Source organism: Streptomyces sp. NPDC043685, assembly GCF_056436585.1.
This window is the reverse complement of the sequence record NZ_JBWKCH010000019.1, coordinates 1-25,078: the sequence shown is the minus strand read 5'-3', so window position 1 is coordinate 25,078 and position 25,078 is coordinate 1. Positions and strand designations below refer to the sequence as shown.

Genomic DNA, 25,078 nt, shown 5'->3' with positions numbered 1-25,078 from the left:
AGCGACCACAGTTCGTCCGAGACGATCCACGGACGCGACTCCCTCTCTCCCACGAGGAGTCCAACGAGCAGCCAAACCGACAGTCACATGATCAATGACTTCTGTTAGGACCTCTAAGAGGCCCTCGCCCGCCGCTACTGGGCGCCGCGCCGGTACGACACCCTCTACCCGAAGGCGGTCACCGCGCGGGACTACCGCCAGGCGGTCCCTGTCGTCGTCACCACCCTGGAGAGGTTCCAGGAGCACGGCGCCGACGCGGCGGTGTGGCGGCGGCTGGGCCGCTGCGGACGAACAGACCCTGACCGACGCGCTGGACAATCCCGACGGCCACGCCCTCTACCGCGACCAGGAGGCCCGCGCCGACGCGGAGGACCAGGAGCGCCGCGCCGCGCAGCGGGAGGCGGAGCGTCCGGTGTGCACGGTGCGGGCGCGAGTTCACCGACGAGCGTTGGGAGGAGATCACCGTGCACCGGACTGCCGTACGGGCCGGGGACAAGTCCGTGTGCGGCCCGTGCCGCGCCGACGACGTCGCCCGCAAGGAAGCCGCCGCTGAAGCCGCCCGCGTCCCGGCCGCCGTGCCACCGGAGCGCCGGTTGCGATCCCGCAGAACGTCACCCTTGTCGACTCCGAGCAGGCAGTGACGGTGTTCGTGGGACCTGACCTTTCGATGACTGGGACAGCGGATGCCTGCGCTGCCAACCACCGGCACCTTCCGGTGCCTGACGAGCAGGAGCAGTTCTCCCGGACCCAAGAGCGGCTGGAGGCTATTCGTGAAGCGGGTACGGACGTGGCGGCGATGCTGAAGCCGCCGCTGTATCAATCCGCGTGCGACGAGGGATTGGGAACGGTCTACACCGCCCGTTATCGGCCGTCCGAGGGCCGTGTGACCTACTACTGGCCGGGCGAGTCCTGGGAGCAGTCCTTCGATGGCTTCGCTCCGGGATCCCGCACCGTGACCATCGGCCAAGCCGGCTGAGAGGTCCTCGCGGCCTTGAGCCGACGAGCCGTCGTACGGTGGCCGCATGCGCAGGGACAAGGTGCCCCGGCTGAGGCTGCTCGTGGTCACGGACGACGACACAGGGCCGAGGCTGTGCCGGGAGTGCGGTGGTCCACTGATGCCTTCGGTGAAGGCGTTGGCGATGTTCTGCTCGTCGGTGTGCCGGTCGCGGCACTGGCGGCGGATGCGGCGGGCGCGGGCACGGACCGAGGCGGTCCAGGCCGGTGTGACGTTCCAACTGCCCGGAGTGCGACGCGTCGTGGACGGTCGGGGTCGAACGTCGTGGTGTAGAGCGCGACGTCGACGGCCACCTCCAGCACCACCCACCCCTCTCACGGGTGCGTACTCACCGGCGGGACCAGAAGGTTGGCAAGGGCGCGGCCGGTGGCTTGGGACAGTCTGGTGCTGCGTCCGGTGTACTGCAGGTGGCCCGCGGCGTCGTAGCGACCCAGTAGCACCGTCCGGGGCGCCGCGAGGGAGCCGGTGACGGCGCCGACCACGGCCTCGGTGGTGACCTGCACCTTGTACTTGAGCCAGGGGCGCGTCGGCCGGTACGGCTCGTCCAGCCGCTCGAAGCACAGTTCCTCCAGCCCGGCTGCCGTCCACTCCAGCCACCCGCGTGCCACGGCCGGGTCGGTCGTCGACGGGCACAACGTCGGCGGTGCCTGCAGGCGGTGGTCGGCGAACAGCACCTCCAGTGCCGCGCGCCGCCGCTCGTACGGCCAGCCGGTCAGGTCGGTGTCGCTTTGGTGGGGCGGCGCGGAGTCGATGCAGTCGAGGGCGCTGTTCGCGTCCTGCCTGCGAGCGCGGGCCATGTCCTTGCGCGCCGACGATCCGCAAGGCTGCCTGCGGCGGTGCAGGCTCGGCATCTCGCACGCGTCGCTCAGGGCGTGGACAGGTCGAACCGCGTGACGCGGACCGCGCCGCCGAGCGCCTGGGTGGCGTGGTTGAAGAGGGCGAATCGGTAGCCCATGAAGAAGCGCCAGTCGTTGCCCATGGAGAAGACCGGGCCGAGGCGGGTGAAGGTCGTGCCGTCGGTGCTGTAGGAGAAGGTGCCGGGGCGGGCCGAGCCGGGGCGGATGTCCGCGGTGGCGCGCAGCCAGATCCGGTTGCCGCCGGGCAAGGGCGTGCTCGCGCGTTCGCTGCCGGTGCCCGTGGTGTTCCAGTTGCCGTCCATGGTCAGCCCGTCCACCATCACCACGCGCGTCGTGCCGCCATCACGTTTCAGCCCGATCCACGCGGAGGAGTCGCGCAGCAGCGCGAGTCCGGCCCGGTCGCCGTCCCGCATGCCGGAGTGGTCGAGCTGGACCGTGGCGGTGGACGTCGGGCCCTGGATGCGGTGCGTAAGGGTGTTGCGGGCCCCGTAGAGGTCGCCGGTGACGGTGGCGGTCCGCAGCGTCAGGCCGTTGCCGGCCGACCACTTGGTGTTGTCCGGGTTGTGGTTCCACTCCCACCTCGGATCGAGCGCGGTGCGGTCGAAGGTGTCGACGCCGGTCAGGGGAGCGATCTGACGGGGTGGGGCGGGCACGGCCGGGCTCGGGTACGACGTGCCCCAGGCGCCGTTGACCAGCTGGACGACGGGCCAGCCGTCCGGCGTCCAGGTGACCGGCGCCAGGGCGGGCATCCGGCCGCCGGGGTAGGCGTCGACGAACGCCAGGTAGTACCAGGCGCCGTTCTGCGTCCGCACCAGCCCGCCCTGGTGCGGCACACCACCGCCGGGGATCGGTCCGCGCAGGTCGAGCAGGACCTGCCGCAGCGTGTACGGACCGAAAGGGCCGCTCGACGACTTGAGGATGTACTGACCGTTGGCGGGGCGGGTGAGGAAGATGTAGTACTGTCCGTTGATCTTGTAGAAGCGGGCACCCTCGAGCGTGCCGATACTCGGTGGCGTCGAGAACACCTGCTGCGATCTGACCTGGCTGCGGCCGTCGGGCGAGAGCTGGGCCACGTGGATGGTGGTGTTGCCGTAGGCCACGTACAGGGTGTCGTCGCTGTCGACGAGCAGTCCGGCGTCGTAGTAGGGCGTGCCGATGGTCGTGAGCCGGTTCCACGGGCCCTCGGGGGCGGTGGCCGTGTAGACGTAGGTGCGGGCGAAGTCGATCTGGCCGAGCCAGTAGAAGGTGCGGTTGCTCGGGCGGTAGGCGAGCGTCGACGCCCAGATGCCGCGGACGTAGCCGCGCGCGCCGTTCAGGTCGTACTTGGCTCCGAAGTCCAGGACGGGCACCGAGTGTCCCGCGATCTCCCAGTTGACGAGGTCGTACGACCGCAGCACGGGTGCGCCCGGCGAGTAGTGCATGGTCGAGGCGGAGGCGTAGAACGTGTCGCCGACGCGGATGACGTCGAGGTCCGCGAAGTCCTGCCAGATCACGGGGTTGGTGTAGGAGGCGGCGGCCGTCGGATCGAGGGGCTGGGGGGCTGGGGGGGCAGTAGCGGAGGCACGGGGGGTTGCGGCCAGCGGGAGCAGAGCTCCGGTGGCCAGGCCGGTGGCGGCGGTCAGTGCGTGTCGGCGACTCACGGGATGGCGAGGGCATGACATGTCTGTCTCCTCGGGCTGGGGTGCCGCTGTCCGGGGCGCGATGAAGCGGTCTGTTCGATATGCAGAACAGCGATCGGCTTGTCGAGCACCCTGGATGATAGGAGGACGGCCAGTGGCGTCAAGGGCCCTCGCAATATTCGGCACGAACATCGAAACGTTTCGCTGCGCACGGCCTCGGCTTCCCGGAGGGCGCCGTGACGGCCGCCCGGGCCGTGGACCGGTTCGTCGGCGCACCGGACGTCCTCGTCCCCGTCCACCTGGTCGGCGGTTCACGCGGCCCCGCCGGGGACTACTACACACCGGCGGGCTCTCTACGAACGTCTGGTCCGCCTGGAGGCCGCGCCCGTCAACCGGGCCGTCTGACTGCCGCCCACCGGGACCACGCAGCGCGCCCAATGAGTGGGAGAGCCAGAAGCCGGGCCCGCCCCGCCGACGTGTTCGCCCTGTTCGATCCGACTCGCCGGGGGTCAGTGGCCGGTCGCCTGGTTGACGGCGCTGCGGATAGCCATGTCCACGGCTCGCTCGCCCGCGAGTTCGTAGTGGAAACGGGCGCTGCCGGGGTGGTCTCGCAGTACACCGGCGACGATCCGGGCTGCTTGGCCGTGTAGGCGGCGCAGCCAGTCACGGGTCGCGATCTGCTGGTCGGGGCTGGTCCTACGACAAGCTCGGCAACGAGACGGCAGGCGCGAGCACCACGGCCCGTACGAACGTGACGTGGACGGACTACAGCCAGCTCTCCGGCATCACCGCGGGCGGCAAGAGCTATGACGTGGTCCACGCGGGCACGGACAACTCCGAGCGCACGAAGCTGGGTGCGACCTGGTTCCACCACACCGCGCTCGGTCTGGCGTCCACGACGACGAACGGCGTGGACACCGGATTCATCCGCGAACCGGCGGGCACCTTGAACTCCGTGACGACTGGGGGGAAGTCCTACTACTACCTCACCGACGCCACCGGCAACGTCCTCGGCCTGGTCGACGACGCGGGCAAGTGCACCCACACCTACGCCTACGGCCCCACGGGCCTGCCCCGCGGCACCACCACCGAGGCAGCCCCTCAGCCCCACCGCTACGCGGGCACGTGTCTGGACCCCACGGGCCTGTACAAGATGGGCCACCGCTACTACGACCCCACTCTCGGCCGCTTCACCCAGCCGGACCCGTCGGGGCAAGAGACCAACCCGTATCTCTACGCCGGCGGGGACCCCATCAATAACAGTGACCCTACTGGTCTGTTTGGCCTACCCGACCTCGGAAGCGCCATAGGTGGTGCCGTGGCAGGCCTTGCTGCCGCGACCGTCGTAGCAGCCGCCTGTACAGGAACGGCAGGAGTCGGCTGTGTCGCCGCAGGGGCAATAACGGGGGCGCTCCGGGGCGGTGCTGGTGCAAGACTAGGGGCAGTAGTTGCTGGAGGGAACGCCGAGGATTCCGAGAACGCTGTCCTCGGTGCCGTGGTCGGCGGCCTCATCGGCGGAGCGAAGGTGTGACAGCGAGGAAAAGAGATCCTGGTGCCCGAGGCCAACAAAAGGAGACCCGCACAGGCCAACGACAAGCCGCTGTTTGCCTGGAAACGCGGCCTGCTCTTCGCAATGGTCGGCGCAGGCCTCGGCACGGTACTGAGCCTGCTCTTCGGCTACATCGGAAGCCCATGGCAAGGAGCGCTGGTACTAGGTGGCATCGGCGCCGTTGTCGGAGTGGTGCAGCCGCCGCTCAACCGAGCGGTACGGAGAGCGATGTATGGGGATGAGTGATCTCCCTTCACGCGCACAAGTCCACCGCCCGCTGTAGTGGAGCCGACTCTCGAAGGGAGCCCCGGGTGCTGACGGCGTCTCGCGCCGTCAGCACCCGGCCAATGACCTGCGACGACCTGCCACGGCGGCGACGTCAGGGGGACGTCGGTGCGTGGGGGAGACGTGCAGGGGCGCGGTAAGCGAGCCGGTGACCGCACCGATCACGGCTTCTGTGGTGACCCGCACGGCTTGCGGTGCCTTTCGTGGGTGAAGTCGCCGGTCGCCTAGTACCGTTGTTCGTGGTGGAGATGGGCCCAACTCGTGCCGCCGGAGGCGCCGATCCGGCCGATGCGCGTCGAGGGCTGGGCTTTGTCGCCCTTCTTGACGTAGCGGTCGGGGGCGTCCTTGAGGTAACCACGAACCCAGTCCACAACATCGCGCAGCACGCCGCTGGACTCCCGGCGATGGCTCCACCGTCTACACGCTGTGGCTGCTCACCGGCATCGTCGGCCTGGCCCTCGGCTACCTCTTTCGCAACAACGGAGTGCGTGCGATGTGGTCGGCATGGGGCGCGGTCTCCGTGTTCATGGTCTGCCCAAACGTGCCCGGACCCTCGAACGACAGGCTCAGTCCGCGGCCGTCCGCTCCCCAGCCGGGCGCCTGCGCCACGCGCGCTCGGTGAGCGACGGCGGCTGCCAGGCACCGTCGGCCCGATAGACATCGGTGCCAGGCGCCACGATCTCGTCGATACGGTCGAGCACCGCGTCGTCCAGCATCAGGTCAGCCCCCTTGAGCGACGAGGTGAGCTGGTCCATGGTGCGCGGACCGATGATCACCGACGTGACGGCCGGGTGCACCAACGGAAAGGCGACGGCCAGTTCCGGCAGGGTGCAGCCCACCTCCTCAGCGACGGCGACGAGTTGCTCGACGGCCGCGAGCTTCGCGGCGTTGCCCGGGACGGCGGGGTCGAAGCGGTGCGGAGTGAGCTTTGCGCGACCGGTGGTGAGGTCGACGGGCTGGCCCTGGCGGTAGGCGCCGGACAGAAATCCCGAGGCGAGCGGTGACCAGGTCAGCACTCCCATGCCCAGGCGCTGCGCGGTGGGCAGCACGGACCGTTCGATGCCGCGCGCGAGAATCGAGTACGGCGGCTGCTCCGTGCGCAGCCGCATCAGTGCGCGCCGCTCCGCCACATGGTGAGCCTCGACGAGGTCCTCGGCGGGGAACGTGGAGCTGCCGAACGCCCGGATCTTGCCTGCCCTCACCAGGTCGCTGAGGACGGACAGCGTCTCCTCGATGTCGGTGGTGTGGTCAGGACGGTGCACCTGGTAGAGGTCGATCCAGTCCGTGTCCAGGCGCCGCAGACTGTCCTCGACGGCCTTGAGGATCCAGCGGCGCGAATTGCCGCTGCGGTTGCGTCCCTCCCCCAGCGGAAAGTGCACCTTCGTGGCGAGCACGACGTCGTCGCGTCTGCCCTTGAGCGCCTTGCCGACGATCTCCTCGCATTCGCCGGCCGAGTACATGTCGGCGGTGTCCACGAAGTTGATGCCGGCGTCGAGCGCAGCGTGGATGATGCATGCGCTGTCCTCGTGGTCGGGGTTGCCGACGGCACCGAACATCATCGTGCCCAGGCAGTGGGTGCTGACCTCGATGCCGGTCTTGCCGAGGACTCGATAGCGCATGCCGGTGCTCCCTCGCAGGCGGGGGTGAGTTGGGAGCGTCAGCCTAGGACTTGGAGTGCACTTGACGGCAAGGGCACGGGGAGGTTCCGTCGGGCCGCGTTGTCCGTGGCGCCCGAGGCGGTCACCACCCTCGCAACAGCCGCCGGAAGATCCGCATCCTGCCGTTCGGTTGACCGTCCATCGACGCTCAACCGAACGGCACACCGGATCACCGAAACCAATCACGCCCGTGACCTGCACAAAGAGATGTGACACAGCTTCTGAGCTTGTTCCTTATCTAGTTCTTCGTGATGGAGAAACCGTCTTCCTTCTCGCGGGTCGGTTGTCTCGGGAGAATGCCGTCATGACGATGATCTCGACGGTCGCTGCCGCAGTCGACGCCCGGAGTCGCGAGGGGTTCACCTTGGTCGCGCTCGACGGCATGGGGGGCGCGGTCCGACTTTCCGTGCAGGTGGGTGAACCGCCCGCCGATCGCCCCATCGCGAGCCCCCTGCCGCGCCGCTCCCTGCGCAGATACACACGACTACGGGACAGGCTGCTGCGGTCGACCTGACGAAGGTGGAGCGGCAGGCGCCGGGCCTGCTGGCACCCGCACAACAGGCCAGCCAGGCTCTTGCAGACCGAGGGATGACGGGACGGCGAGCTGCTGTCTACCTCATCTTGGATCACGACTGGCACATGGAAGAGCTGTACGAGTCGTTCGCCGTGCAGGCCTTCGCCGAACGGGTCCTGGCCCTGTCCGCCCACCTCGACGACGACGGCACGGTGCCCGTGATCTTCTCCAGCGGACGAGAGCCGTTCCTGGAGGAGATCCGGCTGGACAACTACCGCGGCCGTATCGGACAGCTCCACACCCAGGTCGACTGGGGCTGGGGCAACGTCGCCGACGCTGTGCGCCGAGCCGTCAGCCACTATCAAGAAGCCGGCGCTGCAGATCCTGCCTTCATCGTGACCCAGGTCGGCGATGAGCCCTGGGACAAAGCTGAGGTCCGCTCCATGCTCCAGAACACCGCCTCACTCGGGATCTTCTGGCTCTTTGTCGGATTCGGCCGCGGCAAGCTCGCCTTCTACAAGAACCTCAACGCCTCCGCCTCTGCCACCTTCACCAACGTCGCGTTCTACGACGCCAGCAAAACCCCGGGCTCGGTGCCCGGCGAGCGGTTCTACACGGGCCTTGTCGACGCCTTCGCTACGTGGATGCGATCGTGAGGCCATACACCGAACCGGATCCGACTGCTATCCACGCGCAGCCCTCACCAACCAGGCCCGGCGCACGGCCACCGGTCGGATCCGCGGCCCACCTGACCGCGCCACTCGAGGCTGCCCGGGAGGATCTCGGCGCCCTCTCCAGCACACCTGCCCAGCAGTTGTACGACGTACTGCAGGAGATGCCTTCCGCCCTAGTGACCGGAGCGGATACTGCCTGAGCGCCCGTCGGCGGGTCTCCGCCTCAGTCTGTCGGTGGACGTCTCGTCCGCCGACGGGTCCGTCTTGCCCTTCGGCGGCTCCGCCACTTCAGAGACCAGTGATATCCCCAAGCTCCACGACGTGCGCAAGCTCGGGCTGCCCGACGGGCTGTTCGCGGACTACTCGGAGAAGCTGGTGGCCGCCTGGCGGGCACGGGCGATCAAGATGTACCCCTCGGACTTCCGCGACACCAGCGAGGATGTGCGGATCACCCTGCTCGCGGCGCTGTGCTCCTCACGCCAGGCGCAGACCTGCAGGGCCTGCCCGGCGGATCTTGGCGGCATGCCCTGCTGGTGGTCCTGCTGGTGGTGGGGCGGGGAGATCTGACGAACGATGAGTGGGCTCGGCTGGTACGGCATCTGCCGAAACCGGGCGGGGGTGCGATCACCGGACGGTGATCAACGGACATCCAGAGTGGCCACGCGGCGATCGTGGACCTGGGGCATCCGCCGGCAACGGATCGGCGACAGCGCTCTCCCGGGTGGCGCCCATGCCGGAGCTCTTCGTGGGGCGGCCACGAGGGACGTTGTCAGAGGCGATCGGCAAGATTGCGGCCATGAATGTCACTCCTGTCACTCCGCCACGGCCGATCGACGTTGCCGAGGTCTTTCCCCAACTGGTTCCGCTGGCCCGCACGGCGACCCGCCTGCACCCCCGCCCTGGGGCGCCGACGTGGCACGACAGCTCGATCGGTGGGCCGCTGCTGTGGCCCGCTGAGGAGCCGTGGCCGCACTGCGAGGAACCGCATGTGGTGGATGGCATCAACCCAGCCCAGTCCCCGGCGGATCTGCGGCTGGAACGACGGATCTTCGCCGCCTCGCACGGCCGGGACCTGACTCCGGAGGAACGGGAGACTCTCGAGCGGATCCGGCCCCCTCAGACGTATCCGGTGAGGCTGGCGGTCCAGTCGTACGACGGCCCCATAGCGATGCTGCCCGTGGCGCAGCTGTACGCACGGGATGTGCCCGATCTGCGCCCGCCGGAGGGCAAGGACCTGCTGCAGGTTCTGTGGTGCCCCTTCGATCACCCGATCATGCCCAGGACCCTGCTCTTCTGGCGTTCCGCAGCCGCCGTCACCGACATCCTCGACACGCCCCCCGAGCCGCCCGCAGTGCAGTTCGACGGCTATCTACCGGAACCGTGCGTGCTCGAACCGGAGCAGATCACCGAGTACCCCGACCATCTGGAGCTAAGTGAAGAACTGCAGGAGCAGCTCAAGCAGTGGAGTGTGCCGCAGGCAGCAGAGGAAGACATGGACCCGGACACGTACTACGACTGTGTGCTGTCCAACGCCCCCGGCTGGAAGGTCGGCGGCTGGCCCGCTTGGAACTCCACCGACCCCAGCCCGCAGCCCTGCTCCAAGTGCGGCACCGGTATGGAGGTCCTGATGACCGTCGCCACGTTCGAGGAAGGGGACGACTCCGGGAACAGCTGGTCTCCGCACCCCCACCCAGGTGCTGGACCGTACCCAGGCCACCGCGGCTACAACGCGACCGGGGTCCAGATAGGCAGCGGCTACCGGCAGCATCTGTTCGTCTGCCCGGCGAACCCCGCGCATCCGCACATCGAGCTGATGACCTAGCCGTCCGCAGTGTGCAGCCGGGGCGTCACAGTGCGGGCATGCCGTGACGTCGGGCGGCCAAAAGACTCAGGGTGGCGCGTCTTCTGGCGCGGCAGGGCGGGCGGCGCATGGGCCGCGTCACGAGTCGCCCTCCAGGAGGTGGGCCACCACGGCGCGGGTCGCTCCTGAGAGCGTGGCGCCGATCGCGGCCAGGTGGCCTTCTTCGCGAACTCCTTTCGCGATTCCTACTGTCGCGGCTCGGGTGCCGGCGCCTGCGGCTGCTGGTCGCGCTGCTCGTGGTTACTCATTGCTCCTCCAAGAGCTGCTCGGAAAATGTCCTCCCGACCCGGACCTGGTCGGGTTACGGACGGTGGGTGAGCGGCGGGTTAGCCGCGCAACTCCTCCACCGCTTCCGGCGGGGCTCGGGGTGTAGTCGACAGGACCGGGGCACGAAAACGCCTCCCTGGGATCGGCCGGGGAGGCGAGGTGGAGGCAGGAGAGCAGTCCTGCGGGCGGCATTCAATAGCCACCGGCCGGAACTCTTCGCGAGGTCAGATAGCGGGCCGGTCACCCGCCCCTAATTCGATGCGGCGCTCAGCGGAAGGTGTCGCACCGGGCCATGTCCCCGGTGCGGTAACCCAGACCGAACCACTGCTGCCGCTGTGCGGACGAGCCATGGGTCCAGGTGTCGGGGGTCACCCGCCCCTGGAACTTTTCCTGGATGCGGTCGTCGCCGACAGCGGCGGCCGCGTCCAGTCCGTCCTGGATATCCGCGTCCGTGAGGCTGGTGATCAGCGGTCTGCCGGTGGACTCGTCCTTGACCGTCGTTGCGTGGTGCGCCCACACGCCCGCGTAACAGTCGGCCTGCAGTTCCGTCTTGACCGAGGCGCTGTCGGCGCCGGTCAGCCCGTTGTGGGACCTGCCCAGCGTCCCCTGGAGGTCCTGGACATGGTGCCCGTACTCGTGGGCCACCACATAGGCCTGCGCGAAGGGCCCGCCGTTCGCTTCGAACTTCGTCCGCAACTCGTCGAAGAAGCCGAGGTCAAGATAGACCGTACGGTCGCCGGGGCAGTAGAAGGGCCCCACCTGCGACGTGGCGTTGCCGCACGCCGTGCTCACCTGCCGGCTGAAGAGCACCGTCGGCGCCTTGGTGTAAGCGACCTGGCTGCGGCCCGACTCCTGGGTCCAGTAGTCCTGGACGCTGTTGACCACCGCCACGATGCGGCAGTCGTCCTTGGTGTTGGCATCCTGCCCGGTGCGGCAGGCCTGCTCGACCCTGGCGAGGGAGGACGAGACCGGTGCCGGCTCATCGCCGCCGGAGGAAAGGCCCAACTGGTCGGGGCCGATGCCGAGCACGAGTCCCACGACCAGGACGACGATGCCAACGATTCCGCCGCCGATGGTCGCACCGCCACCGGGGATCCGACTACCACGCTCGTCGCGCACCTCGGAGGTGTCCAGACGGGCGTTGTCGTCGAACTTCATGAAGCGCCGCCTTCTGCCGTATGCCGTTGCCAGGTCGCTGCTCCGTGTACCCCGATTGCCGTGCCCTGTGCCCCGTGCCCGTGCCCTGCGAGCGGTCGGCGCCCTGTGTTGCATGTGAGGATCCCGTCCGGCCCGCCCTCCGGTCCGCCGTTCCCGAGGGACTCAACCGGAGTCCTGGTCCCGGGTGTGATTGGGCGGTGGGGTGGCAGTGGGTGGGCGTCAGCGGGCTCGTGATGTGGGTGTCCTGGTAGCGGGGTCCAGGGCGGGGTTGTGGTCGCTGTCATGGGGTGACCAAGCGGCTGTTGTGGTGTGGCTAACAGGTTGGTCGCTGGCTGTCATGGGTTTCGCTGTTCCTGTGTGAGGGGTTGGCGGGGTCGGGTGGGCTGGGCCGTATGACGGGTCAGGGGGTTTCGGCGGGTGAGCTCCGGGCGGGGTCGGCTGGGGCTGCGCCGACGGGGGGTGTGCCGTTGGCTCGGGGTGTGGTGGTGCGTCGGCTTCTTGCGGTGGATGGGGAGGGGACGCTGACTGCGCTGCATGTGCGGATCGCGGCGGAGCTGGCGGGTGTGTCAGAGCGGACGGTGTGGCGTTGGCTGGCCGATGGGCGCCGGGGCCACGTCGAGGCGCGGCCGCGGCAGGACGGGTTTTCGCTGAGTGACGCCTTGTGGGAGGTCCTTGCGGAGGCGGGCGGGAACGTCGCGGAGTTGGCGGCGCAGGATGCTCCGGGCCCAGGAAGAGGGGGCGTTGGAGGGCTGGGGTGCGCAGTGTGTGCCCTCGCTGCCGACATTGCACCGGGTGATCAAGCGGGATCTGGGGGCGGGCCGGGTTCTTGAAGTGGCCCGTCCGGCAGGGGCCCGGGTGAGTCTGGAGCCGAGCCGGTATGACCGGGCGCTGGCGGATCTGGGGCTCGTGGACGGGGCGAGTGGTCCGCTTGTTGTCGACGGGCCGCCCGCCGACGTGCCGGTGTCGGAGGACGCTGCGGATGCGGGGGTGCGGAGCGGCGGTGTGCGGTTGTACGTGCCGGGGGCCCGGCTGGTGTCCACACGGCAGGTGGCCGCTGTGGCGGAGGCCGTGGGGCATACGGTCGCGGCCCGCGGGATGTGCTGTGTGTACGGGGACACGGGCCTGGGGAAGACGGTCGCCGTCGAGCAGGCTTTGCATCTTCTGCCCGGCCGGGTGCCGGTGTGGCGGGCGGTGGCCGGCGTGGCGCCCGGTCTGCCGCACTTGCGGGCCTCGCTGTGTGAAGCGCTCGGGCTGCCGTCGGGGGCGCTGCCGCACCGGGCCGGACCGGTCAGCCAGGCTCTGACGCGGGCACTGGCCGAGCCGGGTGTGCTGTTCATCGATGACGCCCAGCGGTTGACGCCGCCATTGCTGGATTATCTGCGGCAGTTGTGGGACGCGCCGGGCTGTGCGGCGGCGGCACTGGTGCTGTGTGGGGCGGGAAGCGAGCGGGCCCTCGCGCGTGCTTCGGCGCTGCGCTCGCGAGTGCTGACCTGGCATCAGGTCGGCCGGCTTGAGCCGTCTCAAGTGCCGCAGACGCTGACGCTTTTCCATCCCGTGTGGGCGGAGGTGGACCCGGACGACCTTGCGCGGGCGGACGAGCAGATGGCGCGCGGCAATTTCCGCACGTGGGCGAAGATCACGTCGCATGTCTACGCGGCCCGCGAGCGCGGCCCCGTAAGGCGTGTGGACCGGGAGTTGATCGAGCAGGCCTGCGCGCGTCTTGGCCCTTACCCGTGACGGCCCGGGCTGCTCGGAGGGCTCGTGTAGGAGGGCCTTCATCTGTTCCGACGAGGTGAACGAAGGCGCGCTCCATGAAAGTGGAAGAGGCGGAGGGGCACGGCGTGAACGGGCAGCCGATGGCGCCGCCGGAGGATCCGGCCGGTGTTTTGGGGGAGGAGTCGTTGACGGCGTTGCGGGCGCCGGCGGTGCGTCGTCTGCTGGCGCTGCGCGCCGAGCGGCGGCTGTCGCGGGAGCATGTGCGTCTGGCCGGGGAGTGCCTGGGCGTGTCGGAGCGCACGGTGTGGCGGTGGCTGGCTGAGGCCTCCCGGTCGCCCCAGGACGCGATCCGCCCCGGGGAACGCAGCGGTGAGCGGTTCGAGATCACCAGGGAGATCCGGGTGCTGCTGGCGTACTGGCACGGCAATGCTTCCGCGGTCCACCGCCAGTTGGTGGCCCGGGCCCAGACCGGCGGCCGTGACGGTCAGCCGACGACGGCATCTAAATCCGCGGCTTCTCCCGCGGGCGCCCCGCCGGCTGAGGTGCCGCTGCTGGACCCAGTGCCGTCGCTATCGACGTTCCTGCGCGCGGTGCGTCGTGATCTCACCGCGGGGGAGCGGGCCGGTCTTGCCGCGGGACCGGACGCGGCCCGCGCGCACGACGTCTTCGGCAAACGGGCGGCCTCCTGGCGCAATCACGTGTGGGAGACCGATCACGTCCAGGCACCGCTGCTGGTCGATGCCGACGGCGACCTGGTGCGCCCCTGGGTGACGTGGTTCATCGACACCGCCACCAAAGTGATCACCGGCACCGCGGTCACTCCTGGCGTTCCTTCCCGTGCCTCCGTGCTGGCCGCGCTGCGTGCCGCTGTTTTGCGTGATGATCCCTACGGCCCTGCGGGAGGGACACCGGAGCAGGTGCGGGTGGACCGGGGCAAGGACTTCCTGTCGACCACCGTCACCGCCGCGTTCGGCACGATGGGTGTGACGGTGAAGGACCTTCCCGCTTACAGCCCTCACCTCAAGGGCACGGTGGAGAACCTCAACCGGGCCGTTGACCGGATGCTGTTCGCGGCCCTGCCCGGCTACACCCTCACCCCCACCAAGCCCCGCTCCGGCCGGCGACACAAAGGCGTGGGCAAGCCGGAGACGTCCGGTGCCATGTCGTTTCAGGACTTCACCGCGGAGGTGCTGGCCTGGACCCACTGGTGGAACACCGAGCACCGGCCCCAGGCGCTGTCCGGCCGCACGCCGCTTGAGGCATGGCAGGCCGATCCGACTCCCGTCACCGATGTCCCCGCGGCCGACCTGTGGACGTTCACCCTGGAGGACGACGGCCGCCCGCGGAAGCTGACCAGCCACGGCGTGCGGTGGCGCGGGCGCACCTACATCGCCCCCTGGATGACCGGCCAGGCCGGCCGTACCGTCACCGTGCGCTACATGCCGCACCACGATCACGAGATCGACATCTGTGACGCGAGCGGCAAGTATCTCGGGCCCGCGCACCTCGCGGACGCGGCCACCCCCGAACAACTCAAGGCCCTGCGCACAGCCCGTGCGGAGCGTGCCCGACGTCTGCGCGCCGAGGTGAAAGCCGCCGAGACGCTGCGCCGACAGCGCTTCGCCCCGGCCACCACGGCAGGGCCGGCCCAACGGCTGGGAGCCCTCACCGCCGCTCAAGCCGGGCACGAACTGGCCGCCATCGAGCACAACGACGCCTCGAAGCTGGCGCTGCCGGACCTCATCCCGCACGCCGCGCCCCCGGCCGATTGGCGCACCCCTGCTTCCCTAGCCGCGCTGACCACGCCAGGCCCGCCCATCCTGCACCCGTCCGGCCGTGGTGGCGCTTCCGTCCCGGACGGCCGCGACGGGAGGGCTACACCTCTCACCACCGATGAAGACGGAGACGCCTCGTGACCGCGGCCACCTACCAGTACGTCGACCTGCCCGATGCCTCTGTGGTCACCACCCGCGCCCTGCTCACCGCCCGGGAGAACATCTCCGACACAGTCGCCGCGCGGGCCATGATGTGCATCCACGGCGGCGCCGGCTTCGGCAAGACCCTCGCCGTCAACACCTGCCTGCGCGGACTCGAACCGCACGAGGACGTCAGCAAGATCACCTTCCGTGCCCGTCCCACCGCCCGCGCGGTGCGCTACGAGTTGTTCACCGCGCTCGACTTGGCCGGTGAACCGCCGCGCCACCCCAGTGAATTCGACCGTCTACTGAAGACCGCTCTGGCTGAACGCCCTCGTACCTTCCTGGTGGACGAGGCCCAGTGGCTCAACGGGGAGGCGTTCGAATATTTCCGCTATCTGTGGGACGAACCTGCCACCCAGCTGGCGATCATCTTCGTCGGCGGGGAGGGCTGCCACACCGTGCTGCGCCGCGAGCCGATGCTGTCCTCCCGGATCTTCATCTGGCAGCACTTCACCCGCCTCACCCCCAGCGAAGTCCTCGAAGCCATCCCCCTGTTCCACCCCATCTGGGCCGACGCCGACCCCGACGACATCACCTTCGCCGACAGCCATGCCGCACACGGCAACTTCCGCGCCTGGGCCCAGCTGACCGCCCACACCCGCACCGCCCTGGCACGCACCGGCCGCCCACGCGTCGACCAGGAGCTGCTGCGCTGGGCCTTCAGCCGCCTCGCCTGACCACCACGCCGCCATGCCGCTCGCCGCGCCACCGCCCGTCACCGTGGTCATCGACCGCCATGACGACGTGATTCACACGCACACCGCCCTGGCCGCCCACCATCCGCCGTCCGGCCGGATCACCCTGCACCCCGGCCCGGGCACCACCAGCGAAACCGGCCTCGCCCACGACCTTCTCGCCGCCCTGGAAAAGCCGCCCCTGCTTCCAGGCCGTTTCCCTGGTGGCCGTCAGCCCGCATGGGAAGCCGCCACTGCCTGGATCACTGCTCTTCCCGTCACCCGGCTGATCGTCCTGCGCGCCCACCGCCTCACCGCCCGCCGCGCGATGCGCCTCCTGCAACTGCGCACGCTCACCGGTATCCACCTGATCTTGGTCTGCCACCGGCCCCACCTGCCCACCGCCCTGCACCAAGCCCTGCAAGCGGCCGACCACATCATCACTACCGACTTTCAGACCGCCCGCCGCCACTACTACGGCGCGACCGCCCCCGTGCCCCTGCCTGCAGACCAACCGGGCCGGCCAAGCAGCCGATGGCTCACCCTGCCTGCACTCGACCGCCTCGTCTCCTACGACAGTCCCAGCCCCTGCGCCGCCCCGTGCACGCCGCCGCCGATCGTCTGGCGGCACCGCCCACCGCCCACCGCCCACACCTCTCACCCCGTACGCTGCCCAGCAAGTCGCTCATCGGCTTCATGGGGTGACCGCGCACCCTCGCCTGGCCGCGACCGTTGCCGCTGCACTGATCACCGGTGCGTCCCTCCAGCAACTTGCTACCGCACGCTCTCGCGACTACGACGACGCTGCGCCCACACTTGCCCTGCACGACCGCGCCCGCTACACCGACGGCTGCGCCGCCTACCCCGTACCGCCCTGGGCGGGTGTCTTCCTGCGGGCCGCGGCCTGCTTCGCCCGGCTCGTATCCGGCGAGGACCACGAATTGTTCGCCACGCCAGGAGGCCGTGCCCTCCTGCTGCGCGTGGCCGAGACGGCCAGGCTGCGCCCGTCCCAGCCGCCTGTGGCCCGCCGCCAAGGCCCGGCCGGCCGTGTGGAGTGGGACTGGCGCGAGCGGCAGGAAGCCAACAGGTACGAAGCGATGCTGGCCGTACGCACCAGGCACTCGCGGCGCTGAAGGCCCCTGACGCGTCCGAACAGGGCACGCTCATCCGATCGAGAAGTCGGCGAACTCGAGGTCGCTGAAGGCGATGTGCAGGCCGTGGGCGCGGCGACCCCCATCGCGGAAGTAGGCATGCCCCAGCGCGCGGGCGAGGATCACCATCTGCTGCTGCTCACCCGCGCCGGCGTCCCGGGCGGCGAACAACTCACGGGCTACCTCTCCCGGCAGGTACTGGGTGATCCACCGCACCCGCGGGTCGTCCGAGGGAACCGGCCGCAGCAGCGAACCCGAATCGCGCCCTGGTGTGGAAGACGAAGCCCTCCGCTTCGGCCTGGGCGCGCCGGCGGGCTCGTATTCGAGGCTGCCACCGAGCCAGGACTGCTTCCTCGATCGCCCGCAGATGCAGCGGGCCCGGCGGGCGACGCGCTCCGGGCTTCTTTGTCACCCACCTCTGCACGGTGCGCTGCGACACCCCAAGGACCGCGGCCACCTTCTGGGTGGAATACCGATGCGTTGCCAGCAGAAACCGCAGGCGAGCCTCGGTGCTCAAGGGAACGGGCCGGGTGCGCAGCGCCTGCCCCAGCCCTTGCTCGATATGCCCCACGTCCGCCTCCCCATGCGGCCAGTCGACAGGCCGGCATCCTGCAGCCCGTGACTTCAGTCCTCCCATACCGCTCGCCCCCGCCCGCCAGTTCCAGCGTCTTCGGGACAGCACCGGCCGACGTCGGCTACGGGAGCCGGGATGGGGTGTCCCGACCCCCGGGCCGGCCTGCTGCGCCTTGCTCGGACTCCGCACCAGATGCGGGGCTGCCCGAGTGGAGAAAGGGCCTCGAAGACTGCACGCCTAGCTTCAGGACTACGGCGACCGGGGCCGTTAAGGTACCGGGTTGATGGCGCGCTGTCGCTACTGCCTTGAAAGACGGATCAGTCGGCGTAGTAGTTGTCTGCGGTGTGGTCCTCGGCGATGGCGAGCAGGAGTGTGGGTCCGACAGGTTGCCGGTTCTGGCTGGGTTTGAAGGTGGCACCGAGCATGGCTTCGATAGTCCAGTGCGTGGATGGCAAAGCGCTGAGGGCGAGGTCGAGTGAGGCTGCGACATCCTCGTTCTGAAGGGCCTGCACAAGAGGTTCCGCCGGTCCGCTGTGTAGGACGACAGGAATGGCGGTTCCAGGCGGAGGGCCGGAGAGACAGAAGCGAGAGTCCGACAGCGTCGCGAGGCCGCTTCGTAGGACTTGTAGATCCTTGTCGCTGAGGCCGACAGGTTCCACGAGTTCCTCGAGGTAGGCAGGCAACGAGACGGTCTTCGGGTCTGGACCATAGAAGAGAGTGACGTGACCCAGCACACGGAAATGGGCTTCCGTACCATCGGCGCCCTCAAGGGGAATGCTGCGTGTTGACATACCCTGCCAGGCGCCTATCGCCTGCACCTCAGTCTCAGGAATCGCCAGCGCGCGGTAGGCATTGAGCATGCTGGTGAGCCGTGCGTCGTGAGAGGGAACCTCCATGGCCATCTCTTCCAGCACAAGGGCGGCAGCGGCTCGGCGTGCGGCTCCGGCTGACGCAGCGGAGCTGATGCGGTCGTATACGAGCCGACGGTAGGTGTCTGTGCTGGCGATGCGCAGGAGTGTTGTGGCGAGGCGCGGTACGTCAACGACCGGTGGGCGGTCCAGGACGCTGAGCAGCCGTTCGATGAGACCTCGTTCGAAGCGGGGCCGTTTAGCGGCGAGGTTGTCATCGAGGACATCCGCGGCGAGTGCTGGCGCGGCGGGGTAGCGGGCGTTCAGCCGGTGGGGATTGGAGTCGAGTTGTTTGAGTAGGTCGAGGATTCTCTTTTCGAAGCGTTCGGAACGTAGGAGGAGCTCGCCAGTGGCGAGCAGCCAGGTGTTGCGCCAGTGGGGGTGGTGGGCGATCAGTCGTAGCCGGGACATCACGACAGCGTCATCGCCTTCGGCGATGGCGCGCGCGGCCATCAGCTCTTGGAGGGTGCGGATGTCGAAGCCGACTCCGTTGTCCCGGGGACCAAGTAGGACGAGCCGGTGGGTGGCGGCTTCGACTAGGGCTCCGGCATGGGTTTCAGCGTCGGCGGGTGTGAATCCGCGGTCCAACAGGCGCTGCAGGGCAATGTCGTGGAGACCATGAGGGCTGATCGTTGCTTCGGCTCCGTCCGCGGTTTCGGAGGCGGCTTGGAGGATGAGCCCGACGTGCTCGTGGAGACGGTCGATTTGGGTGCGGTGCTGGGAAAGGAACCGTGCGATGGGGATGTCTTTGGCGACTTCCCGATCGAACATCGTCCGGTAGTACATGTCGAACAGCGTGAACCGGTCAGGGGGCAGCGTGGGGAATTTCTCCACGATGAACGACATGATCGTCACCTGTAGCGGTGTCTCCATCAGGCGGATCGTCACCGGGTCACGAGCAGCGTCTCGCATGCGTGCGGCCACCTTGATCCGCATCTCGTCATCGTCGGTGAAGCGCTTGTCGGTGATCTGCTGAGCGAGGGCTGCTGCCTCACCGGCAGGGAGTCGCTGCAACTGCAGGTGTTCGAAGCGGTCTGCGGGGAAGCGTTCGTCGTAGCCGGTGGGGCGGGTGGTGACCACGATGAGGAGATCGGCGTCGAGGTCCTCGGCACTGGTGAGCAGGTCGTCGATCTTGCTGTAGATGAGACGGCGAGCGTCAACCGAGGGAACTTCATCAAGGCCATCGAGGATCAGAGCCCACGGCCATGCTCGGAGCCACCCACGCAGCACGCTGGGAGAGATATCCCGGTCGGTGCGTTCGGACAGCCGTGTGGAGATCCATCGCAGCAGGGAAACCTCGGCGCCGCTGGCCAGCTCCTCGGCATACTTGGCGAGGTCGATACGTGTCGGCCAGCGACGGTTGCTGGGGACTGACAGTCCGAGTCGGGCGAGAGCCGAGCGTGTGCCGTCGATGACTTCCTGGACTGAAGGCCCCGGACTGGCGCCCGTGAGTAGTGCCACCCGGTAGGCCTGCGCGATGAGTTGGCTGAGGGTGGACTTGCCCTGTCCCGGGCCGCCGACGAGCACAACGTTGGATCGCTTGATGCGGTCTGGTTGGCGCTGACGCAACACCATGTCGCCAAGCTCCAGCACACGCTGAACGGCTCGGACGGTCAGGTCGCCGTCGGGACTGCCGAGAGTTGCGGGCAGGTCAATCGCGATGTCGTCGAGCCAGAGCTTCGCCTCACCCGGACCGCCTGACTGACTCAGCCGGATCCAGCGGTCGTCCTTGATCGCATGAAGGAGCTGCTCGCGCAACGGGTCCTGTGCATCGAAGGTCCCCAGGCTGACCCAGTCGGGGGCCAGTTTCGCCAGAACGTCACCGGCCGTCAGAAGAGCGGGAAAGGCGTAGCGAACTTCCTGGTTGGCATCCAGCATCGAGCGGATCTGGTCCCCATGCCAGATCGCAAAGTCTTTGACCCGCAGGCCGCTACGGGTGGTCTCCATCTCAGTCAGCCGTTTCCTCACGGCCTGGTTCACTTTGTCAATCCCGCCAACCTTGGCAACAGCGGACAGGTCGACGTTGGTGACAAAGATCAAATAATCGGGAAGACGAGAGCGGGTGCTCGCTTGCGCAGCTCTGATCCAACCGTCGATCTCGTTCTTGATCTGCGCCTGCAACCACAGAGCGTTGTCGTGTGGGGTCTGCCCGGGTTTCACATGGAATTTGGCCTGCAGGACGGTGTACCCCGACCAGCAGTCCAAGCGGTCCGCGCCCCCGGCCGATGTGCTGGACCAGTTGATCGTGCCTTCGAACGTTGCCTCACGGCCGCCGTCGCGTCCGTCACCGAAAACCTGCACCCCCGGTCCGATGTCCCGACGAGCCAGAGCAACCACGAGCTGCTCAAAGGCGCGAGTTCCAAGGCGCGTCAGGTCATAGTCGGGCACGTGGTCCACTCTGCCAGAATCGAGGATTGCTCGTGGGTTGAGGGAGGAGCCTCGGTCCCCGGCTGAGGAGACGCGGGCCCCAACCCCTGACAGGACATGGCCAGGACCGCATTCCGATGGCCAGCAGACGTGCTCACGCCCACTGCATGCCCAGTTCCCGCAGTGCGGCGCGTTGCTCCCCAGTGAGCTTGTCGCGCCTCGCGCGGGTGTTCGATACCCACACGCCCAGCTTGACGACCACTGGCTCCGTCTCGCCGTCGACCGTGATCTGTTCGCTGTGACCCCTCGGCACGGGCCGGTGGGCGCCTTCTCGCTCGCCCCACTGTGCGAGGGCCGCAAGGCCGCGCTGGAATGCCTGCTGCGCCTTGTTCGGGCCCTTCGCACCCTTGGTCGCCGGGGCTGGAGACGGAGCCTCAGCAGGCGTGATGCCCAGCCGGGACAGCCGCTCCTGTTGCTCGGTGGACAGCTGCGCCCAGGTGCCCGGCTGTTTCTGCCGCTGGAGCCACCGGCCGATGTCGTCGCCGGCCATGAGCACGCCGGGTGCGATGTCGGGCAGGTGGCCGTCGGCGTCGACGAGGTCGGCGAGGACGCGGAAGTGGCGTTGCCAGTCCAGGGGCCACGGGCAGTTCCAGTCCGGGTCGATCGCGGTGAGCTGCGCCGCACGCTGCTCCGCCCGCTTCGGGTCCTTGCCTAGGCCGCTCTTCGCGCCCTTGCGCCGCAGGTTGACCATGTGCTGCCCGACGGGCACCATCGCCTCGCCTTCGCCCCAGGCCGCGTCCTGCCGGGGAGCGAGGTGTCCGGTGGCCCGCCTGTACGAGCGCAGCGCGGCGAGCTTGGTCTCCCAGGCTTCCTCGCCGGGCTCCCACACCATTCCGGCCTCCGGCAAGTCGAGCAGTTCCTTGCGGCGCGGCTCCAGCTCCCCGGCCCGTAGCGCCTTCCGCTGCTGGTGCACCCACCGGCCAAGCGGAAACGCCTTCGTCGCCCCGACTTCGACCTCGGTGTCGTAGGGAACGGCGTAGAGGCCGGTGATCTCGTTTTCAGCTCGCCAGCGGAGCAGGGCTTGGTAGCCCTCCAGCCACACGAGGGACTCGGGCCTGTACACCCGCGTGCGTAGGAACGCCGCGATGGCGGCTGCGTCCCGGGGAGAGGAGAAGTGCAGCAGCGCCGACTCGACCGCACCATCGGTATCGTCGTGCTCCTGGTCCTCGCCCACCTCGCCGCCGGCCCCGACGATCCGCCCGTCTTCGTCACGCCGGAGGTGCACCTTGCGCTGCCCGTGGGTGAGGGCGCGGGAGGCGAGCTGCTCGACGAGGCGCTCATCGTGGGAGCGCAGGCCTTGGAGGACGGCTACGAGGGGGCGGAAGCTGGCGGAGGCGACCATGTCGGTCGGGTCCTCGCCGGGCTGGAGGAAGACGGGCACGATGATGCGGGCGACCTTGGTGGTGCCGTCGCGGTTGGGCCGGAGCGCGCGGCCGATGTTCTGCACGATCTCGACCTGGGAGCCGCGGGTGTCGGCGAAGCAGATCGCCTCCACTCCCCGCTCGCCGGTGATGTCCACGCCTTCCCCGAGCACGCGCACGGACGCCAGGAACGCGCGGTGGACCCGCCGGCCGGCGGCGTCGATGCCGTGGGCGAACTGGCGCAGCACTTCGCGCCGCTCGGATACGAGGTGGTCGCCGCACAGCCACGCCGACCACACGCGGTCCGGGGGTACGTGGCGGCCGGCCTCCAGTTCGTAGAACTCGGCGTCGATCGACGACTTCGGGAGCCGGCCCGCGGCCGCCAGGTCGTCGTCCGAGGCGTCGTTGACGTACAGCTCGGCAGCCGTCTCCGGCATCTTCTCCGCGAACGCCATGGCTTCTTCCACCTTCTGGTGGAAGGTCATGACCGTACGCAGGTTGTACGCGGCGGCGTGCTCCAGGAGCGCGGTTTGCAGGAGCGCGAGGCGCCGGCCGCGCTGCGCCTCCTCGGACTCACCTGTGACGGGTGAGGGGTCGCGGATCTCCAGGACGTCGATCTCGAACGGGGCGAGGATCTCCCGCTCGATCGCCTCACTCAGCCCGAGTTCGGCCAGCCACGCGCCGTACGTCCCGTCCGGGTCGTCGGCCATGCTTGCGATCTCCAGCTCCTGGCCGTCCTTCCCGCGCTGCGGGCGGGGCGCGGCGAGGATGCGTGGGGTCGCGGTGAGGTAGAGCCGGAAGTCGGCCGGGATGCGGGCGTTGTCGTGGATCGCCGCCCACGGCCGACCAAGATCACCGGCGGTTCCGTGGGCCTCATCCACGATCGCGAGGTCGAAGCCTGCCATCTGCTGCCCGTACAGGCGCTCCCCGCCCGCCAGAGCGGCCTCCAGCGGCCCGCGAACCTTCCGCTGGCCCTCCGGTGCGTCGATGTCCTCGCGGTCCACGAGAGAGGCGTACGTGGCGAACACGACCACGGGCCCGGACCGGGCCCACAGGGCGAGCTGGATCGGGTTGGTGGTGGTGCGCACCCCCAGCGACTTGAGGACCGCGTCGTTCTCCAGCGAGCACACCGCGACCATCGGGGCCCGGTGACCGACCAGCCGCCACGCCTGGGCGGTCTGCGCGAGCAGGTCCAGAGTTGGGACAGTGACGAGGATCCGGCCGTCCGCGAACGACTCCAGCGCGCACGCAGCGGCCGTGATCGTCTTGCCCGAGCCGGTCGCTGACACGATCGTGCCCCGGGCACCCTGCGGGGGCACAGATGACCTTGCAGGGAATCCCACCCACCTACGAAACGCGGAGCGCTGATCGACCTGGTGTTCCTTGAGCTGAATCGCTGACATTCCTTGCCTCCCCGATGCCTGAATTCCTGTGGTCTTTCAGAGGGCCGCGTGTGGAATGCAGGCCGCGCCCAAGTCGTTCCAGATCGACGCATCCGCCTTGTGCCAGCCGCCGGGCCTTCCGTCCTTGAAAGGCGGCTTGTCGTCCGGGTCGTAGTGCCCGGCGTCAAGCGTGCAGACCACGACGTCCCCGTCCGCGTTCCGCGTCCGGGCCGTGCACAGACCGCCGGCCTCGCCCAACGCCTCCAGCACCCGGCGCCGCGCCGTGGTGTGCGGATGGGTGCTCGGCAGCACGGCCTCCCGGACGAACTTCTCCAGCCGCACCAGGTCGGCCCGCTCACGCTGCCTCACGTCCGCGATATGTACGGCCAGTTCAGCGGCTCCGGCCGACCGGCCACCGCGCCGCGACCAACCCCGGTCCACGATGCCCACCAAGGCCTCGCTCACGGCCGTCACCGCATCGTCCCAGCCGTCCTCGAACACCGAGCCACACGATCGCGGCCCCATGCCCTCCAGCTCCACCACCTCGCTCTGCGCCCCCGCGACCCCTCCAGCGCGGCCACCAGGTCATCCGCCGAACTCGCGGGCACGCCCTGGGCGGCCAAGAACGCGAACAGCCTCAACCGGGCGTTGGCACCCGCCCTCTGATACCGACTCACCCGACGCACAGAATCGCTGCTCAGCGCGGGATCCGGTCCGGTAGGTTCGTAGCGACCGGCCATCTACGGTCGTTCCTCTCGGAATTTCGGGGAGGTTCCCCGATGAGGGGAGGTGTCCTGTATTTTCACCAACGTTACATGCTGCATCAGTTTGATGCAGCCACTACACTGGAACTCCCACGAACGAGCGACCCCAACTGGAACCCGAAGTGCAGCGCAAGCCTCCGCCCTCGCAACTCGGATGCAGAGGCTGCGTGTTGGCCTGTGGGCTGGGCACTGGAGAAGCATGACTTTACTCAGCGCGGCCGCCTCAGAGCTGGCCCAAGACGCCAGACCGGACGGCCCCCCATGGCTTAAATGGGCATTCCTGGCCGTGTGGCTCGCCCTGGCCCCAGTGATCATCTACAAGCTGCATCAGCACGGTTATTTCAAAAGACGACGCTGAAAGTCCCCCAGACCCCCCGCTCATAGCTAGACCGGCCCGCGCCAGCGGGCCCCAAGGTTCTGGAGGCGCAGCCGGAAGGACCGTCAGGCGGGGGAGCGCAGCGGACCCGCCGGCCAGGCCGGAGCGAAGCGGAGGCCTGGCGGTGGGACAGGGTCCCACCGGTCCGGGAGCGCAGCGGACGGACCATCACCGTGCTTGCGCAGCAAGCACGGTGTGCGGGTGGCTGCGCCACCCGCTCCGCTCCCGCGGAGCGGGAGCGCAACACCCGCGCGCAGCGCGGGTGTTCGCTTGCACATCGCGCAGCGATGTGGTACCCGCTCCGCGGGG

Annotated in this window: 21 protein-coding genes; 10 read left to right on the top strand and 11 right to left on the bottom strand. The window is 68.9% G+C overall.

What is annotated here, in order from left to right:
- Positions 1 to 715: 715 nt before the first annotated feature.
- Complete coding sequence (locus AC0665_RS37505; protein WP_478610178.1) at positions 716 to 976, top strand: hypothetical protein; 261 nt, start codon at positions 716 to 718, stop codon at positions 974 to 976.
- 353 nt (positions 977 to 1,329) lie between these two features.
- Here AC0665_RS37505 and AC0665_RS37500 read toward each other — a convergent pair whose 3' ends face one another.
- Positions 1,330 to 1,812: a hypothetical protein gene (locus AC0665_RS37500; RefSeq protein ID WP_478610177.1), complete on the bottom strand. Its 483-nt coding sequence runs from the start codon at positions 1,810 to 1,812 to the stop codon at positions 1,330 to 1,332.
- Between the two features lie 68 nt (positions 1,813 to 1,880).
- Positions 1,881 to 3,533 (bottom strand): glycoside hydrolase family 43 protein, encoded by a 1,653-nt coding sequence (locus AC0665_RS37495; protein WP_478610176.1) that lies wholly within the window; start codon positions 3,531 to 3,533, stop codon positions 1,881 to 1,883.
- 709 nt (positions 3,534 to 4,242) lie between these two features.
- Here AC0665_RS37495 and AC0665_RS37490 point away from each other — a divergent pair.
- Together AC0665_RS37490 and AC0665_RS37485 are read left to right on the top strand one after the other, a co-directional pair.
- Positions 4,243 to 5,022, top strand: a complete 780-nt coding sequence (locus tag AC0665_RS37490) for an RHS repeat-associated core domain-containing protein (protein ID WP_478610175.1) — start codon at positions 4,243 to 4,245, stop codon at positions 5,020 to 5,022.
- Positions 5,023 to 5,043: 21 nt separating this feature from the next.
- Complete coding sequence (locus AC0665_RS37485) at positions 5,044 to 5,286, top strand: hypothetical protein (RefSeq protein ID WP_478610174.1); 243 nt, start codon at positions 5,044 to 5,046, stop codon at positions 5,284 to 5,286.
- A gap of 263 nt (positions 5,287 to 5,549) precedes the next feature.
- On the opposite strand, the gene AC0665_RS37480 is transcribed toward AC0665_RS37485, so the two are convergent.
- On the bottom strand, positions 5,550 to 5,711 hold the full coding sequence (locus AC0665_RS37480) for a M23 family metallopeptidase (protein ID WP_478610173.1): 162 nt from the start codon (positions 5,709 to 5,711) through the stop codon (positions 5,550 to 5,552).
- 180 nt (positions 5,712 to 5,891) lie between these two features.
- On the bottom strand, positions 5,892 to 6,944 hold the full coding sequence (locus AC0665_RS37475) for an aldo/keto reductase (RefSeq protein ID WP_478511446.1): 1,053 nt from the start codon (positions 6,942 to 6,944) through the stop codon (positions 5,892 to 5,894).
- A 627-nt stretch (positions 6,945 to 7,571) separates the two neighbouring features.
- Here AC0665_RS37475 and AC0665_RS37470 point away from each other — a divergent pair.
- The 3 genes from AC0665_RS37470 to AC0665_RS37460 all read left to right on the top strand — a co-directional run bounded on the left by AC0665_RS37470 (position 7,572) and on the right by AC0665_RS37460 (position 9,993).
- Positions 7,572 to 8,153, top strand: coding sequence for a VWA domain-containing protein (locus tag AC0665_RS37470; RefSeq protein ID WP_478706821.1), 582 nt, complete (start codon positions 7,572 to 7,574; stop codon positions 8,151 to 8,153).
- 339 nt (positions 8,154 to 8,492) lie between these two features.
- Entirely contained in the window at positions 8,493 to 8,738 is a 246-nt protein-coding gene (locus tag AC0665_RS37465; RefSeq protein WP_478610170.1) for a hypothetical protein, read from the top strand.
- Between the two features lie 229 nt (positions 8,739 to 8,967).
- The gene (locus AC0665_RS37460; RefSeq protein ID WP_478706820.1) at positions 8,968 to 9,993 is read left to right on the top strand and encodes a hypothetical protein; all 1,026 of its coding nucleotides are present in this window, start codon (positions 8,968 to 8,970) and stop codon (positions 9,991 to 9,993) included.
- Positions 9,994 to 10,566: 573 nt separating this feature from the next.
- Here the strand turns inward: AC0665_RS37460 and ypfJ are convergent.
- Positions 10,567 to 11,457, bottom strand: a complete 891-nt coding sequence (ypfJ, locus tag AC0665_RS37455; RefSeq protein WP_478706819.1) for a KPN_02809 family neutral zinc metallopeptidase — start codon at positions 11,455 to 11,457, stop codon at positions 10,567 to 10,569.
- A gap of 792 nt (positions 11,458 to 12,249) precedes the next feature.
- Here ypfJ and AC0665_RS37450 point away from each other — a divergent pair.
- The 3 genes from AC0665_RS37450 to AC0665_RS37440 all read left to right on the top strand — a co-directional run bounded on the left by AC0665_RS37450 (position 12,250) and on the right by AC0665_RS37440 (position 15,829).
- On the top strand, positions 12,250 to 13,194 hold the full coding sequence (locus AC0665_RS37450; RefSeq protein ID WP_478706818.1) for an AAA family ATPase: 945 nt from the start codon (positions 12,250 to 12,252) through the stop codon (positions 13,192 to 13,194).
- Positions 13,195 to 13,268: 74 nt separating this feature from the next.
- Positions 13,269 to 15,089: a transposase gene (locus AC0665_RS37445; protein ID WP_478706817.1), complete on the top strand. Its 1,821-nt coding sequence runs from the start codon at positions 13,269 to 13,271 to the stop codon at positions 15,087 to 15,089.
- A complete protein-coding gene (locus tag AC0665_RS37440) occupies positions 15,086 to 15,829 on the top strand; it encodes an AAA family ATPase (RefSeq protein WP_478706816.1) in 744 nt (247 codons plus the stop codon). Before AC0665_RS37445 ends, AC0665_RS37440 begins: the two co-directional genes overlap by 4 nt.
- On the opposite strand, the gene AC0665_RS37435 is transcribed toward AC0665_RS37440, so the two are convergent.
- Positions 15,813 to 16,211, bottom strand: coding sequence for a hypothetical protein (locus tag AC0665_RS37435; protein ID WP_478706815.1), 399 nt, complete (start codon positions 16,209 to 16,211; stop codon positions 15,813 to 15,815). The two genes, AC0665_RS37440 and AC0665_RS37435, sit on opposite strands and share 17 nt — an antisense overlap.
- Before the next feature lie 316 nt (positions 16,212 to 16,527).
- On the opposite strand from AC0665_RS37435, the gene AC0665_RS37430 reads away from it, so the two are divergent.
- On the top strand, positions 16,528 to 16,959 hold the full coding sequence (locus AC0665_RS37430) for a hypothetical protein (RefSeq protein ID WP_478706814.1): 432 nt from the start codon (positions 16,528 to 16,530) through the stop codon (positions 16,957 to 16,959).
- 30 nt (positions 16,960 to 16,989) lie between these two features.
- On the opposite strand, the gene AC0665_RS37425 is transcribed toward AC0665_RS37430, so the two are convergent.
- The 5 genes from AC0665_RS37425 to AC0665_RS37405 all read right to left on the bottom strand — a co-directional run bounded on the left by AC0665_RS37425 (position 16,990) and on the right by AC0665_RS37405 (position 24,154).
- Positions 16,990 to 17,193 carry a hypothetical protein gene (locus AC0665_RS37425; RefSeq protein WP_478706813.1) on the bottom strand — a complete coding sequence of 68 codons (204 nt, stop codon included), beginning with the start codon at positions 17,191 to 17,193 and terminating at the stop codon, positions 16,990 to 16,992.
- Positions 17,150 to 17,614 carry a telomere-protecting terminal protein Tpg gene (tpg, locus tag AC0665_RS37420; RefSeq protein WP_478706812.1) on the bottom strand — a complete coding sequence of 155 codons (465 nt, stop codon included), beginning with the start codon at positions 17,612 to 17,614 and terminating at the stop codon, positions 17,150 to 17,152. The genes AC0665_RS37425 and tpg overlap by 44 nt, the downstream gene beginning before the upstream one ends.
- A 254-nt stretch (positions 17,615 to 17,868) precedes the next feature.
- Positions 17,869 to 20,847: an NACHT domain-containing protein gene (locus AC0665_RS37415; RefSeq protein ID WP_478706811.1), complete on the bottom strand. Its 2,979-nt coding sequence runs from the start codon at positions 20,845 to 20,847 to the stop codon at positions 17,869 to 17,871.
- A 133-nt stretch (positions 20,848 to 20,980) separates the two neighbouring features.
- Positions 20,981 to 23,650, bottom strand: a complete 2,670-nt coding sequence (locus AC0665_RS37410; protein ID WP_478706810.1) for a helicase associated domain-containing protein — start codon at positions 23,648 to 23,650, stop codon at positions 20,981 to 20,983.
- Positions 23,651 to 23,686: 36 nt separating this feature from the next.
- Positions 23,687 to 24,154: a hypothetical protein gene (locus AC0665_RS37405; protein WP_478706809.1), complete on the bottom strand. Its 468-nt coding sequence runs from the start codon at positions 24,152 to 24,154 to the stop codon at positions 23,687 to 23,689.
- Between the last annotated feature and the right edge of the window lie 924 nt (positions 24,155 to 25,078).